Origin of the sequence: Pseudomonas sp. PARCl1 (genome assembly GCF_947311875.1) — a bacterium.
Taxonomy (GTDB): domain Bacteria; phylum Pseudomonadota; class Gammaproteobacteria; order Pseudomonadales; family Pseudomonadaceae; genus Aquipseudomonas; species Aquipseudomonas juntendi.
The window spans coordinates 33,238-48,488 of the sequence record NZ_CAMZMX010000016.1 but is presented as its reverse complement, the minus strand read 5'-3'; the positions used below and the strand labels follow the sequence as shown (position 1 = coordinate 48,488).

General features: G+C 63.9%; 10 protein-coding genes, 1 other RNA gene and 1 pseudogene. 5 read left to right on the top strand and 7 right to left on the bottom strand.

Features of this window, described 5'->3' with window-relative positions; genetic code table 11:
* Window positions 1-211 precede the first annotated feature (211 nt).
* The 3 genes from hemN (at window position 212) to QME24_RS11455 (ending at window position 3,119) form a co-directional block, all read left to right on the top strand.
* Window positions 212-1,594, top strand: a complete 1,383-nt coding sequence (gene hemN / locus QME24_RS11465; protein WP_280091329.1) for an oxygen-independent coproporphyrinogen III oxidase — start codon at window positions 212-214, stop codon at window positions 1,592-1,594.
* Between the two features lie 186 nt (window positions 1,595-1,780).
* The gene (fnrA, locus tag QME24_RS11460) at window positions 1,781-2,515 is read left to right on the top strand and encodes a Crp/Fnr family transcriptional regulator FnrA (protein WP_009683909.1); all 735 of its coding nucleotides are present in this window, start codon (window positions 1,781-1,783) and stop codon (window positions 2,513-2,515) included.
* A 55-nt stretch (window positions 2,516-2,570) separates the two neighbouring features.
* Window positions 2,571-3,119, top strand: a complete 549-nt coding sequence (locus QME24_RS11455) for an adenine phosphoribosyltransferase (RefSeq protein WP_280091330.1) — start codon at window positions 2,571-2,573, stop codon at window positions 3,117-3,119.
* A gap of 156 nt (window positions 3,120-3,275) precedes the next feature.
* On the opposite strand, the gene recR is transcribed toward QME24_RS11455, so the two are convergent.
* The 3 genes from recR to dnaX all read right to left on the bottom strand — a co-directional run bounded on the left by recR (window position 3,276) and on the right by dnaX (window position 6,520).
* The gene (gene recR / locus QME24_RS11450; protein ID WP_009683911.1) at window positions 3,276-3,878 is read right to left on the bottom strand and encodes a recombination mediator RecR; all 603 of its coding nucleotides are present in this window, start codon (window positions 3,876-3,878) and stop codon (window positions 3,276-3,278) included.
* A gap of 172 nt (window positions 3,879-4,050) precedes the next feature.
* The gene (locus tag QME24_RS11445; RefSeq protein ID WP_003254305.1) at window positions 4,051-4,386 is read right to left on the bottom strand and encodes a YbaB/EbfC family nucleoid-associated protein; all 336 of its coding nucleotides are present in this window, start codon (window positions 4,384-4,386) and stop codon (window positions 4,051-4,053) included.
* A 64-nt stretch (window positions 4,387-4,450) separates the two neighbouring features.
* The gene (dnaX, locus tag QME24_RS11440; protein ID WP_054905805.1) at window positions 4,451-6,520 is read right to left on the bottom strand and encodes a DNA polymerase III subunit gamma/tau; all 2,070 of its coding nucleotides are present in this window, start codon (window positions 6,518-6,520) and stop codon (window positions 4,451-4,453) included.
* 126 nt (window positions 6,521-6,646) lie between these two features.
* Here dnaX and QME24_RS11435 point away from each other — a divergent pair, with 126 nt between their 5' ends.
* A complete protein-coding gene (locus QME24_RS11435) occupies window positions 6,647-7,414 on the top strand; it encodes a transporter substrate-binding domain-containing protein (RefSeq protein ID WP_301336247.1) in 768 nt (255 codons plus the stop codon).
* Between the two features lie 171 nt (window positions 7,415-7,585).
* A pseudogene (locus tag QME24_RS24755) lies at window positions 7,586-7,749 on the top strand (MerR family transcriptional regulator); the annotation flags it as partial.
* A gap of 28 nt (window positions 7,750-7,777) precedes the next feature.
* On the opposite strand, the gene ffs reads toward QME24_RS24755, so the two are convergent.
* From ffs to smc, 4 genes are all read right to left on the bottom strand, one after another.
* Window positions 7,778-7,874: signal recognition particle sRNA small type (gene ffs / locus QME24_RS11430), an RNA gene on the bottom strand.
* A 253-nt stretch (window positions 7,875-8,127) separates the two neighbouring features.
* Window positions 8,128-10,458, bottom strand: a complete 2,331-nt coding sequence (ligA, locus tag QME24_RS11425; protein WP_280091331.1) for an NAD-dependent DNA ligase LigA — start codon at window positions 10,456-10,458, stop codon at window positions 8,128-8,130.
* Between the two features lie 205 nt (window positions 10,459-10,663).
* Complete coding sequence (gene zipA / locus QME24_RS11420; RefSeq protein WP_054881417.1) at window positions 10,664-11,557, bottom strand: cell division protein ZipA; 894 nt, start codon at window positions 11,555-11,557, stop codon at window positions 10,664-10,666.
* Window positions 11,558-11,762: 205 nt separating this feature from the next.
* Window positions 11,763-15,251, bottom strand: a complete 3,489-nt coding sequence (smc, locus tag QME24_RS11415; RefSeq protein ID WP_280091332.1) for a chromosome segregation protein SMC — start codon at window positions 15,249-15,251, stop codon at window positions 11,763-11,765.

Here is a 15,251-nt window from a genome sequence, read left to right as displayed (position 1 = left end):
CTGCAAGCTGCAAGCTGCAAGCTACAAGCTACAAGCTACAAGCTACAAGCTACAAGCTACAAGCAAAAGCAGATCTGCTTTCGACTTTCGACTTTCGACTTTCGACTTTCGACTTGCCGCTTGCCGCTTGCCGCTTGATACAAATCAACACAGATTCCTACAGACGCCCATAGACTCCGGTTCACTGCTGCTCTTTCCGGGGACCGCCCACATGCTCGACGACATTCGTTGGGATACCGACCTGATCCGCCGCTACGATCTTGCCGGGCCACGCTATACCTCCTACCCGACCGCCGTGCAACTGCACAGCGAGGTGGGCTCCTTCGACCTGCTCCACGCCCTGCGCGAAAGCCGCCGGGCGGTACGCCCGCTGTCGCTGTATGTGCATGTGCCGTTCTGCGCCAACATCTGCTACTACTGCGCCTGCAACAAAGTCATCACCAAGGACCGCGCCCGCGCCGCGCCGTACCTGCAGCGCCTGGAGCAGGAGATTCAGCTGATCGCCTGCCACCTGGGACCGAAACAGCGGGTGGAACAGCTGCATTTCGGCGGCGGCACCCCGACCTTCCTCAGCCATGTGGAACTGCGCCAGCTGATGACTACCCTGCGCCAGCACTTCCACTTGCTGGACGATGACTCCGGCGACTACGGCATCGAGATCGACCCGCGCGAAGCCGACTGGTCGACCATGGGCCTGCTGCGGGAGCTGGGCTTCAACCGCGTCAGCCTCGGCGTGCAAGACCTCGACCCCGCCGTGCAGCGCGCGATCAACCGCCTGCAAAGCCTGGAACAGACCCGCACCCTGATCGAGGCGGCGCGTACCTTGCAGTTCCGCTCGATCAACCTCGACCTGATCTACGGCCTGCCCAAGCAAACCCCGCAAGGCTTCGCCCGCACCGTCGAAGAGGTGATCCGCCTGCAGCCCGACCGCTTGTCGGTGTTCAACTACGCCCACCTGCCCGAACGCTTCATGCCGCAACGGCGTATCGACAGCAGCGACCTGCCCAGCGCGGCCGCCAAGCTGGAGATGCTGCACGCCACCATCGAGCAGTTGACCGCCGCTGGCTACCGCTACATCGGCATGGACCATTTCGCCCTGCCCGACGACGAGCTGGCCATCACCCAGGAAGAAGGCACCCTGCAGCGCAATTTCCAGGGCTATACCACCCACGGGCACTGCGACCTCATCGGCCTGGGCGTGTCGGCCATCAGCCAGATCGGCGACTTGTACTGCCAGAACAGCAGTGACCTCAACACCTACCAGGACAGCCTGACCAACGCCCAGCTGGCGACCCAGCGCGGCCTGCTGTGCAACCATGACGACCGCATCCGCCGGGCGGTCATCCAGCAACTGATCTGCCATTTCCAGCTGGATTACGAACCCATCGAGCAAGCGTTCACCATCGATTTCCGCGGTTACTTCGACCACCTCTGGCCAGAGCTGCTGACCCTGCAGCGCGACGGCCTGATCAGCCTGGACGACAAGGGCATTCGCATTCTCCCGGCCGGGCGCCTGCTGGCGCGTTCGGTATGCATGGTGTTCGATGCCTACCTGGCGATGCAGAACCGCCAGCGTTTCTCCCGGGTTATCTGAAAAGCGAGACATTCAACCGCATGGACACGCCACCTTGCCGGGCACACTATGGGCGAACGAGGACTCCCGGCAGGGCATCTGCCGGGGTTTTGCCAGCGCGCAGCATCGATGCGCACTCTGGCCTACACCCTGTGTCGTAGGTTACCCTTACGACTTATGTGTGCTTTCCCACAAGGATCGATCCAAATGTCCGAGCCAGTCAAACTGCGCCCTCACAACCAGGCCCATTGCAAGGATTGCAGCCTGGCCCCCCTGTGCCTGCCTCTTTCACTCAACCTGGAAGACATGGATGCACTGGATGAAATCGTCAAACGCGGGCGTCCGCTGAAAAAAGGCGAGTTTCTGTTCCGCCAGGGTGACAATTTTGGCTCGGTCTACGCGGTACGTTCCGGCGCCCTGAAAACCTTCAGCCTCAGCGACAGCGGCGAAGAACAGATCACCGGTTTCCACCTGCCCAGCGAACTGGTCGGCCTGTCGGGTATGGACACCGAAGCCTACCCGGTGTCGGCGCAAGCTCAGGAAACCACCTCGGTGTGCGAAATCCCCTTCGAGCGCCTCGACGAACTGTCGGTCCAGCTCCCGCAGCTGCGCCGCCAGCTGATGCGGGTAATGAGCCGTGAAATCCGCGATGACCAGCAAATGATGCTGCTGCTGTCGAAAAAAACCGCCGACGAGCGCATTGCCACGTTCCTGGTGAACCTATCGGCGCGCTTCCGCGCCCGCGGCTATTCGGCCAACCAGTTCCGCCTGAGCATGTCGCGCAACGAAATCGGCAACTACCTGGGCCTGGCAGTGGAAACCGTGTCACGGGTGTTCACCCGCTTCCAGCAGAACGGCCTGCTGCGCGCCGAAGGCAAGGAAGTGCACATCCTCGACCCGATCCAGCTGTGTGCGCTGGCCGGTGGTGCAATGGAGGCCTGAGACCGGTATTTAGCGGGTATACTTGGGCATTCGTTTTCCCAGGATATCCGCAACAATGCACAGCGACGCCTTCGACCTCAAAGCCCTGATCCGCCCGGTGGTGGACTTCCCCAAGCCCGGCGTGATCTTCCGTGACATCACCCCGCTGTTCCAGTCGCCGCGCGGGCTGCGCTATGTGGCCGACCAGTTCATCGAGCGCTATGTCGAGTCTGAATTCAGCCACATTGGCGCCATGGACGCGCGGGGTTTCCTGATTGGTTCGATCATCGCCCACCAGTTGAACAAGCCACTGATCCTGTTCCGCAAGCAAGGCAAGCTGCCAGCCGACGTGCTGAGCGAGGGTTACCAGACCGAGTACGGCGAGGCCTTCCTGGAGGTGCACGCCGACAGCCTGTGCGAAGGCGATTCGGTGTTGATTTTCGATGACTTGATCGCCACGGGCGGGACCTTGCTGGCAGCGGCCAACCTGGTGCGCCGCACCGGTGCGCAGGTGTTCGAGGCCGCCGCGATCATCGACCTACCCGAACTGGACGGTTCGCGCCGGCTGCAGGCGGCCGGGGTGCCGACCTTCTGCCTGACCGAGTTTTCCCTCAGCGAGTATTGAGTTGCAAGTCGCAAGTCGCAAGTCGCAAGTCGCAAGCTACAAGCAAAAGCCGATCTGCTTTTGCTTGTAGCTTGTAGCTTGTAGCTTGTAGCTTGTAGCTTGTAGCTTGCAGCTTGTAGCTTGCAGCTTGCAGCTTGCAGCTTGCAGCTTGCAGCTTCAGAGCGAAATCGGCCGCCGCCCGGCAAAGGCATGGGCCAGTGTTCCGCCATCCACCAGTTCGAGCTCCCCGCCCAGGGGTACACCATGGGCGATGCGCGAGGCCACCAGGCCTTTTTCATTGAGCAGTTGCGCGATGTAATGCGCCGTCGCCTCGCCTTCCACGGTCGGGTTGGTCGCCAGGATCACCTCGGTGAAGGTACCCTGCTCTTCGATCCGCGCCATCAGTTGCGGAATGCCGATGGCCTCCGGCCCCAGGCCGTCCAGTGGCGACAGGTGGCCTTTGAGCACGAAGTAACGGCCGCGGTAGCCGGCCTGCTCGACCGCATACACATCGGTCGGCCCCTCGACCACACACAGCTGGGTGTCGTCACGCCGCGGGTCAGCACACTGTGGGCACAGGTCCTGCTCGGTCAAGGTGCGGCACTGCCGGCAATGCCCTACCCCTTCCATGGCCTGGGTCAAAGCCTGGGCCAGGCGCAGCCCCCCGCTACGGTCACGCTCGAGCAGTTGCAGGGCCATGCGCTGGGCGGTTTTCTGGCCTACACCTGGCAAGATGCGCAGGCCGTCGATCAATTGGCGGATAAGGGGGCTGAAGCTCATGGGGAAGGCCTGACAATTCAATAAGGGGCGGTTTATACCCAGCGGGGGCAGTGGCGTCAAATCAGCCTCCGAGTGGGAGCGCGCCGGGTCAAGAATAATGACCGCGGCGGCTGCGAGTACGCACAAAAAAAACCGCCGCTGGTGTCAGCGGCGGTTTTCGAGGGCGCATGCCTTAGAACGGCATCTTGAAGCCCGGCGGCAGCTGCATGCCGGCGGTCATGCCGCCCATTTTTTCCTGGCTGCTCTGCTCCACCTTGCGCACTGCATCGTTCAACGCAGCGGCGATCAGGTCTTCCAGCACTTCCTTGTCATCTTCATCGGTCGACATCAGGCTCTGGTCGATGCTGACGCGCTTGACGTCGTGACGACCGGTCATCACCACGCTCACCAGGCCGCCACCAGACTGGCCGGTGACTTCGGCGTTGGCCAGCTCTTCCTGCATTTTCTGCATTTTTTCCTGCATCTGCTGGGCCTGCTTCATCAGGCCGGCCATGCCACCTTTCATCATGGGGGTATACCTCGATTGGGTCATTTGATGCGGCCCGGCGCCGGGCCGGCCGCAGGGTTATCCGTTACTGGCCCTGGTTGGCCAGGGCCTCTACAGGCTCAATAGTATCCTGCCGCACCTTGGCACCGAACAACTTGATCATCTGCTGGATCAATGGATCCTGCTCGATCGAGGCGACGGCGCCCTGCTGACGCTCGGCCCGCTTGCGGGCGGCGGCCTGGGCCGGGGTTTCCTGCTCGGGCAGGACCAGTTCGATGCGCAGGTTCAACGTGCGCCCCAGATGCTGGTTGAGCGCCTCGTTAAGGCGCCGCTGCTGGGTCGTGTTGAACAGCGCACCCTGGCCTGGGTCCAGGTGCAGCAGCCAGTCGTCGCCATCGGCGGCAATCAGCGTACAGTTTGCTGCGATGTTGCCTGTCATACCCGAGACAGGCAACTGTGGGAATAATTCCAGCCATTGCAGGGCCAGACCGGTGGCCGGCTTGGCGGCTGGCAACGGGGCAGGCGCGGGCGCAGGGGCTTCTTCCTGAACGTGCTCGGCCAACTCGTCGAGGTAGCTGAAGCCAACCGGATCGCTTTCGCCGCCGTAGTAGTCTTCGTCCAGCGGCGGCTCGTCGTCCCGGTCCATGCCAACGGCGGCGTAGGCAGACGGGTCGAAAGGCGGCTCGTCATGCACGGGAGGCGCGGCCGTAGGCGCCGCCTGCGGGGTCGGCCGCGGGGCTGACGCGGGCTCGGCAACAGGCTCTGCAACAGGCGCGCTGGTCGGGGCTGGATCCTCCCACGGCAGGTCGACCACCTCGGCGACGGGCTCAGGCACCGAAATGGCCTCGACTTCGGCCCTCAGCTCGGCGTCTGCGGGCAGTTCGGGCTCATGGTCCACCGTGGCTGGCGGCGGCACTACCAGCGGCGCGGGCGCAGCGGGCGCAGCGGGCGCAGGCTCGGCGGCGGGCGGCGGCACGGCAGGCGCAGGGGCTGCCACCGCGTTGGCAGGATCAGCTGTGGCCTGGCTGATCCCCACTGGCTTTAGCACCGGTTTCGGCGCATCGTCGGTGTCGGCCGGGCGGAAGGCGAGCATCCGCAACAAGACCATCTCGAAGCCACCACGCGGGTCCGGCGCCAGCGGCAGGTCACGCCGGCCGATCAGGCCCATCTGGTAATAGAACTGCACATCCTCGGCCGGTAATGCCTGGGCCAGCGCCAGCACCCGGTCACGGTCGCCCTGGCCGTTGTCCACTGCCTCGGGCAGCGCCTGGGCGATGGCTACACGGTGCAGCACGTTGAGCATTTCCGCCAGCACGCCAGCCCAGTCCGGCCCTTGCTCGGCCAGGTTGCGCACGGCCTCCAGCAGGGCCCGGGCATCGCCCTCGAGCAGCGCCTGCAGCACCCCATAGACCTGCCCGTGGTCGAGGCTGCCGAGCATGGCCCGCACATCGGCGGCCAGCACCTTGCCTTCGCCGAATGCGATGGCCTGGTCGGTCAGGCTCATGGCGTCACGCATGGAACCGTCGGCGGCGCGGCCCAACAGCCACAGGGCATCTGCCTCGAACGGGACGTTCTCCGCAGCCAGCACATGGCTGAGGTGCTCGACCACCCGCTCCGGGCTCATGTTCTTCAGCGAGAACTGCAGGCAACGCGACAGGATGGTGGCCGGTAGCTTCTGCGGGTCGGTGGTGGCCAGGATGAACTTGACGTACGGCGGCGGCTCTTCCAGGGTCTTGAGCAAGGCATTGAACGAGTGCGTCGAGAGCATGTGCACTTCGTCGATCAGGTAGACCTTGAAGCGCCCACGGCTGGGCGCGTACTGCACGTTATCGAGCAGTTCGCGGGTGTCTTCGACCTTGGTACGGCTGGCGGCGTCGATTTCGATCAGGTCGACGAAGCGGCCCTCGTCGATCTCCCGGCACACCGAACAGGTGCCGCAGGGCGTGGAGGTGATGCCCGTCTCGCAGTTCAGGCATTTGGCGATGATACGGGCGATGGTAGTCTTGCCCACGCCACGAGTACCGGTGAACAGGTAGGCATGGTGCAGGCGCTGGTTGTCCAAGGCATTGATCAAGGCCTTGAGCACATGGGTCTGGCCGACCATTTCGCGGAACGAGCGCGGACGCCATTTACGTGCAAGAACCTGATAACTCATCGAAAAACCATCGTAGCCTGATCGAGCGGAAGATCGCTAATGCTAGCGGAGCGGGGGCAAAATTGCACCCTGCGCAGCTCGTCTAAGCTATGAATCGGGCGCCTGTTATGCAGGGAGGAGATGCTTTTGCGAAAACTGCTGGCCTTGCTGTTGGTCTGGGCTACCCAGAGCGTGGCAGAACAGCCGGTGCTGCGTTTTTCCGTGGCTGAAAGCTGGAGCATGCCGCTGGTGCGGATTGAAGATGACCAGCCGGTCGAGGGCCTGGTCTATGACCTTGTACAGGCGCTGGCCCGGGAAGCAGGGGTCCGCCCGCAGTACCACGTGATGGCCAGGCTGCGCTTGCAGGAGGCCATGAACAGCGGTGACATTGATGTGCGCTGCTACGTCAGCACGCAGTGGTTCAATGACCGCCCGGGGGACTTTGTCTGGAGCATCCCGCTGTTCCACCAGCGCGACGTGCTGGTGGGGCGCCTTGGCGACAGCAACCCGGTCGCAGCAGAGCAACTGCCGCCCCAGGCCATCGGTACAGTGCTGGGGTACACCTATCCAACCTTGCAACCCCTGCTGGACCAAGGCCGACTGAGCCGCGAAGACAGCCGCAGCCAGCTGCTGGTCCTGCAGAAACTGCAAGCCCACCGCTATCGCCATGCAGTGAGCAACGAGTTGTCGCTGCAGTGGTTCAACCAGGGGCAGCCGGCAGCTCGGCAACTGCAAGTGCTGGCAGTGCTGGAGGAGCAGGACCTGGGGTGCATGGTGCGCAACGACCCGGCGATACCCACACAAGGGCTGCTGCGGGCCTTGGTGCGGCTGAAACAGACGGGGGAAATCGAGCGGATCCTGCAGCGATACGCAGGGATGGGCCGTAGCGACAACCCGTCTGTCGCTCGCCCGTGAAACAGAAGCGCTGGTGATGTACAGAGGCAGCAAGCCAGCACGCTCCCTGTGGTCGCTGGCTTGCCGGCGATCTACGGTGATGCTGATGCCTATACCGCGTCGCCTGTTTCGCGGGCACGCCCGCTCCCACAGGGTATTGCGACCGATTCGAGCTCGCGTGCTGCCTGTGACAGGGGTAGGCGCCTAGAGGCGGAGAGCAAGGGCTGGCGACATGCGGCGCAGCGCCCTTAGGGAGATCACCTGGCCTGCCTAAATTCCAGCGACTGATGAAGCTGTCGGCGGTGGGAGCATTGGGCGAGAAGCAGGACAGAAAGAAGGCGTTCGCAGCAGATTGAGGTTTTCCGGCCCCGGAAATGGAGGCGGCCCCACCAGCCACACCCCGGCACTCGATGTTCCCGCTATGGCTGCTCCCTTCCGGGCCTGACCAGGTTAACGGGTAATCAATGCGGGGGGACCGATGGGGCCACCACTACATGCCTCGCTGAGCAGCGAGTGGCGCCATTGTACCGGTCTTGGGGGCAGATACAACCTCTGGGAGCAGAAAAAGTCATCATTTCTCAATGACTTGTCTGGGTTGGGGTGGCGCTGCAGGCAAGACTGGCGCGAGCCCTGTGGGAGCGGGCGTGCCCGCGAAGCAAGCTACGCGATGGATGGCACCGGCTTTGCCGGTGTTCGCGGGCATGCCCGCTCCCACAAGGGGCGCGCGCAGGGACTTAAATAGCGATGCCCTGCTCGGCCAGGAACGCGACGAAGGCCTCCTCGTCCAGCACCTTCACGCCCAGCTCGCTGGCCTTGGCCAGCTTCGATCCAGCCCCCGGCCCTGCGACCACGCACTGGGTCTTGCCCGACACCGAACCGGCCACCTTGGCGCCAAGGCTTTCCAGCTTGTCCTTGGCCACATCGCGGCTCATGCGCTCCAGGGTACCGGTCAGCACCCAGGTCTGGCCGGCCAGCGGCAAACCCTCGGCGACTTTCTTCTCGCTGGTCCAGTGCATGCCGAACGCCAGCAACTGCGCCTCGATCGCGCGCGCCAGTTTCTGGTTGGCCTCATCCTTGAAGAATTCACGCACCGCGTCCGCCTGCTTGGCCGCCAGTGCCTGGCGCAGGTCGATGCCGTCGGCAGCGATGATCTTGTCCAGGCTGTCGAGCTTGGCTACCAGTTTCTCGGCACCGGTTGGGCCTACCGAAGCGATGTCGAGCTTGGCGATCATGCCGGCCAAGCTGGTGCTGGCCGCGAATTCGGCGGCCAACTCGCCTTCGTCCTGCAGGTGCATGCCGCTATCGAGCAACTGCTGGATAACCTTCTGGTTGTGTTCGTCTTCGAAGAAGTTGTGAATCTCGTAGGCGACCTCAAGGCCAATGTCCGGCAGATACGTCAGCACCTGCGGCAAGGCCTGCTGCACGCGCGCCAGGCTGCCCAGCGAACGGGCCAGAACCTTGGCCGTCTCCTCACCCACATCCGGTATGCCCAGCGCATAGATGAAACGCGCCAGGCTCGGCCGCTTGCTGGCTTCGATGGCATCCAGCAGTTTGCGGGTGGACACCTCGGCGAAGCCTTCCAGGCCGACCACCTGCTCGAACTGCAGCTTGTACAGGTCAGCCGGCGAGCCGATCAGGCCTTCGTCCACCAACTGCTCGACGCTTTTTTCGCCAAGCCCGTCGATGTCCATGGCGCGACGCGACACATAGTGAATGATCGCCTGCTTGAGCTGCGCACCACAGGCCAGGCGGCCGACACAGCGGTACACCGCCCCTTCGCTGGTGGTCTCCTTGCCCTTGCTGCGCTTGACCAGCTGGGTGCGCTCGACTTGCGAGCCACACACCGGGCACTCGCTTGGCACGGCAACCGGGCGGGCATCGTCCGGGCGACGCTCCAGCACCACCTGCATCACCTGCGGGATCACGTCGCCGGCCCGGCGGATGATCACTGTGTCGCCAATGCGCAGGCCCAGGCGGGCGATTTCGTCCATGTTGTGCAGGGTGGCGTTGGACACGGTCACGCCCGCCACCTTGACCGGTTTCAGGCGCGCCACCGGGGTGACCGCGCCGGTACGGCCGACCTGGAACTCGACGTCCAGCACCTCGGTCAGCTCTTCCATGGCCGGGAACTTGTGGGCGATTGCCCAGCGCGGTTCACGGGCGCGGAAGCCCAGCTCACGCTGGGCGGCCAGGCTGTTGACCTTGAATACCACACCATCGATTTCATACGGCAGGCTGTTGCGCCGCTCGCCGATGTCGCGGTAGTAATCCAGGCACTCTTCGATCCCTGCCGCATGCTTGAGCTCGCGGCTGATCGGCAGGCCCCAAGCCTTGAGCTGTTCAAGGATGGCGATATGGCTGTCGCCGATGCTGGCAGACAGCTGACCGACGCCGTAGCAGCAGAACTCCAGCGGGCGGCTGGCCGTGATTTTCGAATCGAGCTGGCGCAGGCTACCGGCAGCCGCGTTGCGCGGGTTGGCGAAGGTCTTGCCGCCGGCTTCGGCCTGGGCTGCATTGAGGCGGTCGAAGCCGGCCTTGCTCATGTAGACCTCGCCACGCACTTCCAGCACCGCGGGCCAGCCCTCGCCGTGCAACTTCAGCGGAATGTTGCGCACGGTGCGTACGTTGGCGCTGATATCTTCGCCAGTGGTGCCGTCGCCGCGCGTGGCACCCTGCACCAGCAGGCCGTCGCGGTACAGCAGGCTAACGGCCAGGCCATCGAGCTTGGGTTCGCAACTGTAGTCAACCGCGCCGGGCTGATCGAGGCCGTCCACCACACGGCGGCCGAACTCACGCAGGTCGGCTTCCTCGAAGGCGTTGCCCAGGCTGAGCATGGGCACTTCATGGCGCACCTGGCTAAAGGCCGACAGGGCTGCACCGCCGACGCGCTGGGTGGGCGAGTCGGGGGTAACCAGGTGCGGGTGTTCGGCTTCCAACGCCTTGAGCTCGTTGAACAGGCGGTCGTATTCGGCGTCGGGCACACTGGGCTCGTCGAGCACGTAGTAGCGGTAGTTGTGCTGGTCGAGTTCGGCACGCAGTTCGTGGATACGGGTTTCGGCGGTCATGGGGTTTGTCTTCTCTTGCAAAGCAAAAGAGCAGCCTGGGGTGGCGGCTGGGGTCTGGACTAGCGATTGCCTGCCCTGGCCCTGTCGCCGGCAAGCCAGCTCCCACAGGCAATTGTGGGAGCTGGCTTGCCGGCGACAGGGCCGGAACAGGTAACAACACCCGAACCGGCCAGCACGCCCTCAGGCTGCTCTTTCGTTGGATCTGTCAGCGCTTCTGGGTCAGCGCACGGCGCTCGAACTCGACGATGCGCTGGCGATAGTGCTCGATGGTCTGGGCGGTCAGCACGCTGCGCTGGTCGTCCTTGAGCTCACCGTTCAGTTCATGTGCCAGCTTGCGCGCGGCCGCCACCATCACGTCAAAGGCCTGCTTCGGATGACGTGGGCCAGGCAGGCCGAGGAAGAAGCTCACCGCACGGGTGCTGAAATGGTCGATGTCGTCCAGGTCGAACACACCAGGCTTGACCGCATTGGCCATGGAGAACAGCACTTCGCCGTGGCCGGCCATGCTTTCGTGGCGGTGGAAGATGTCCATTTCGCCGAAGCGCAGGCCGCTTTCAAGAATGTTCTGCAACAATGCCGGGCCCTTGAAGCCACCCTCGTCGCGGGAAATGACGCTGATGACCAGCACCTCTTCGGCCGGTGGCAGCTCCTTGACGCTGCTGCTGGCAGCGGGCGCCGGGTTGCCACGGGTATTTTCGGCGGCGAAGTCGTCGTCGCTGTCGGTGAACAGGTCGGGCTCGCGCGGCTCGGCGCTCAGGCCCAGGTCGCCCTGCTGCACATCGGCCGCGGCTGTGGCGCGCTTGCCACGCTTGCTGGCCTTGGCCGGCTTTGGCTCGCGCTCGCGGTCACGCGCCGAGGCGCTGAGCGAAGGCAGGTCGCTTTCGTCCAGTTCCGGTTCTTTATGGGTATCCAGTACCCGCGACGGGCCGAGTACTTCGGCACTGCCGCCCTCTTCGTCCGGCAGGTTGGAATAACTGCGGTCCAGACGGAATTTCAACTTGCCTTTGCCGCCGCGCATGCGGCGCCAGCCGTCGAAAAGAATACCGGCAATGACAATGATGCCGATGAGGATCAGCCACTCGCGCAGACCGATTTCCATGTAATCCCGTGCCTCTATAAAAATATGCTTGAAAACAAAGGGTTCAAAGCCCTTTAACACGTGGCGCCAACTCTATGTTCTGACAGGCGTTTTACCCACGCAATAAACGAGTGACATTAAGCTAGCACGACCAAAGACAACTTTACACCGTCTGTCGCACATGACGGGGGCATTTCGTTGGAGAAAGTGCCCGCATCGTCGCACATCACGCATCGACCATGGCCATGGCGGCCTCCACATCAACTGCAACAAGACGTGAACAACCGGGTTCATGCATGGTTACCCCCATCAGTTGATCGGCCATCTCCATCGCAATCTTGTTGTGGGTGATGTAGATGAACTGCACGCTCTCACTCATTTCCTTGACCAGGCGCGCGTAGCGCCCGACGTTGGCATCGTCCAGCGGCGCATCGACTTCGTCGAGCATGCAGAACGGTGCGGGGTTCAACTTGAAGATGGCAAACACCAGCGCCAATGCGGTCAGTGCCTTTTCGCCGCCGGACAGCAGATGGATGGTGCTGTTCTTCTTGCCCGGCGGTCGCGCCATGATCGTCACCCCTGTATCGAGTAGATCTTCGCCCGTCAGTTCCAGATAAGCGCTGCCACCACCGAAAACTTTTGGGAAAAGTGCCTGTAATCCGGCATTTATCTGATCAAAGGTATCCTTGAAGCGGTTGCGGGTTTCCTTGTCGATCTTGCGAATGACGTTTTCCAGGGTCTCCAGCGCCTCCACCAGGTCGGCGTCCTGGGCATCCAGGTAGCGCTTGCGCTCGGATTGTTGCTCGTACTCCTCAATGGCGGCGAGGTTGATCGCACCCAGGCGCTGGATACGCGCCTCGAGTTGCTCCAGCGCCTGTTCGGTGCCCTGCTCGCTGGCATCGGCCTCCAGGGTGGCGAGCACCCCTTGCAGGTCGTAACCGTCGGCCAGCAGCTGCTCCTGCAGGGTCTTGCGCCGCACATCCAGGCCCTGGCACTCCAGCCGCAGCTGCTCCAGCTGGCCGCGCAACAACAGCGCCTGCTGCTCAGCCTGCGTGCGGCGCTTCTCGGCCTCGCGCAATTCGCGGTCGGCTTCGTCCATGTGCAGGCGCGCCAGGCGCATTTCCTCGTCAACACTCATGCGCAGTTCCAGCAGCGCTTCGAGCTTCAGGCGCAACTCCTCCTGTGGTGCCTCGCCCTCCTCCAGGTTCAGGCTCAGTTGCTCCTGGCGCTCGGTCAGCCTTGCTGCTTGCTGCTCCAGGCGCTCCAGAGCCTGGCGGGTGGAGTCATGCTGCGCACGCAGCGAGCCCAGCCGCACGGCCAGCTGGTGGGCGTGGTCCTTGTGCTGGCGGGCCTCCTGGCGCACCCGGTCGAGGCTTTCGCGCAGGGCGTCGCGGCGGGCCATCAATTGCTCGCGCTGCTCGGTGTCCTGGGCCATCAGCTCCACCGCCTCTTGCAGCAACAGGCGGGCTTCGCCCAGTTGTTCGTGCTCAAGGGCGCGCTGTTCTTCCAGTTCGGCCAGTTCTTCCTGCAAGCGCCGGCGGCGCAGCTCGACCTGTTCGGCGCGCGCACGGCTGGCCGAGAGGCTGGCTTTCAGTTCACCGTGCAGGCGGTTTTCTTCCTGGCTGCGGCGGCGCAGTTGCTCGCGCTGTTCTTCCAGGTCCAGCTGCTGCTCGCGCAGGGTTTGCAACTGTTGCTCAAGCTGTTCCAACGCCGCTTCCTGCTGCAGTTGTTCCTGGCCCAGGCGGTCGATTTCCTGGCCACGCGCCAGCACTCCGCCTTCGGCCTCACCGCCACGGCGCACCCGCAGGAAGTGCCGGCCAACCCAGTAGCCATCGCGGCTGACCAGGCTCTGCCCGTCGCCAAGCGCTGTGCGCTGCGCCAGCGCCTGGGCCAAGTCCTCGACAGGCATGACCTGACCCAGCCAGGGTGCCAGATCGACACCGCCTTCGACCTTTTCCAGCAGGCTGCCGGGCAACGACGCGCTGGCATCGCTGGCCTGCAGCAAGCGCAGCTCGCCTTGTTCCAAACCGGCAAAATCGAGGCCGTTGAAATCGTCCACCAGCACGGCCTGCAGGTCAGCGCCGAGCACGGTTTCTACGGCAAGCTCCCAGCCCGGTTCTACCCGCAAGCCTTCAGCCAAGCGTGGCTGTTGCTGCAGGCCCTGGCCCTGCAGCCAGTCTGCGGCGCCCGCCCCCGGCTCCAGGGCTGCCTGCTGCAACGCTTCCAAGGATGCCAGGCGGCCGCCCAGGCGCTGCAGGTCGCCCTGTGCCTGCTGCTGGGCCTGGGTAGCCTGCTGCAACTGCCCGCGCGCGCTTTCCAGACGCTCGACCACCTGTTCTTCGGAGAGCTGCAGTTCTTCCAGCAACATTTCGCTGCTGGCCAGTTGTTCGGCCAGATCCAGCAGGGTGGCGTCCTGCGGATCGCTCCCGAGTTGCTCGCGCTCTTCGCCCAGCTTGCGCTGGCGCTCAGCCTGGCGCTCCAGGCTGGCTTCCAACTGCTGCAGGCGCGCCTGCTGCACTTCGGCCTGGCGGCGCGGTTCGGCAGAGCGGCTGTTGAAGCTGTCCCACTGCTCTTGCCAGCCGTGCATGGCCAGCTCGGCCTCTTCCAGCGCCGCCGCAGCTTCTTCGGCGGCGCCCAGGGTCATTTCCTGCTCGGGTTCGAGCATGGCCAACTCTTCGCCCAGGGTCGCCAGCAAGGTGCGGTCATGCCCCAGGTGCGACTCGGTTTCCAAACGGGTGCGCTCGGCCTCCTTGAAGTCGTCCTGCAACTGGCGCAGGCGCTGCTGACCGTGCTGGATACTCTGCTCGACCCGGGCAATGTCACCGGCCACCGAATAGAAACGGCCCTGCACCTGGTTGAACCGCTCGGACAACTCGTGATGACCGTCACGCAGGCGCTCGATGCTGGCATCGGCGTTGCGCTGCTCGGCCACCAGTGCCTCGTGGGCCACGCCCTGGTCACCGATCACCGACTCGCGCTGGCGTACCCGCTCGTCCAGGTCGCGCCAGCGCAAGGCCGACAGCTGCGCTTTCAGCTGGCGCTCCCGCGCCTTGTATTCACGGTACTTTTCCGCGGCCTGGGCCTGGCGGTGCAGGCGCTCGAGCTGGCGTTCCAGTTCTTCACGCAGGTCGGTCAGGCGTGCCAGGTTTTCCTGGGTGCGGCGGATACGGTTCTCGGTTTCGCGGCGGCGCTCCTTGTATTTGGAGATGCCGGCGGCTTCCTCGATGAAATTGCGCAACTCTTCGGGCTTGGCCTCGATCAGCTTGGAGATCATGCCCTGTTCGATGATCGAGTAGCTGCGCGGCCCCAGCCCGGTGCCGAGGAAAATGTCGGTGATGTCGCGCCGGCGGCACTTGGTGCCGTTCAGGTAGTAGCTGTTCTGCCCGTCGCGGGTGACCTTGCGGCGGATGGAAATTTCGGCGTACGCGGCATACTCGCCGACCAGGGTGGTTTCGCTGTTGTCGAAGACCAGCTCGATGCTGGCCTGGCTGACCGGTTTGCGCCCACTGGAGCCGTTGAAGATGACGTCGGTCATCGATTCGCCGCGCAGGTTCTTCGCCGAGCTCTCGCCCATCACCCAGCGCACCGCGTCGATGATGTTGGATTTGCCGCAGCCGTTGGGGCCGACCACGGCCGCCATGTTGCTGGGGAAATTGACCGTGGTCGGGTCGACGAACGACTTGAAGCCGGCCAGGCGAATGCATTTGAGGCGCAT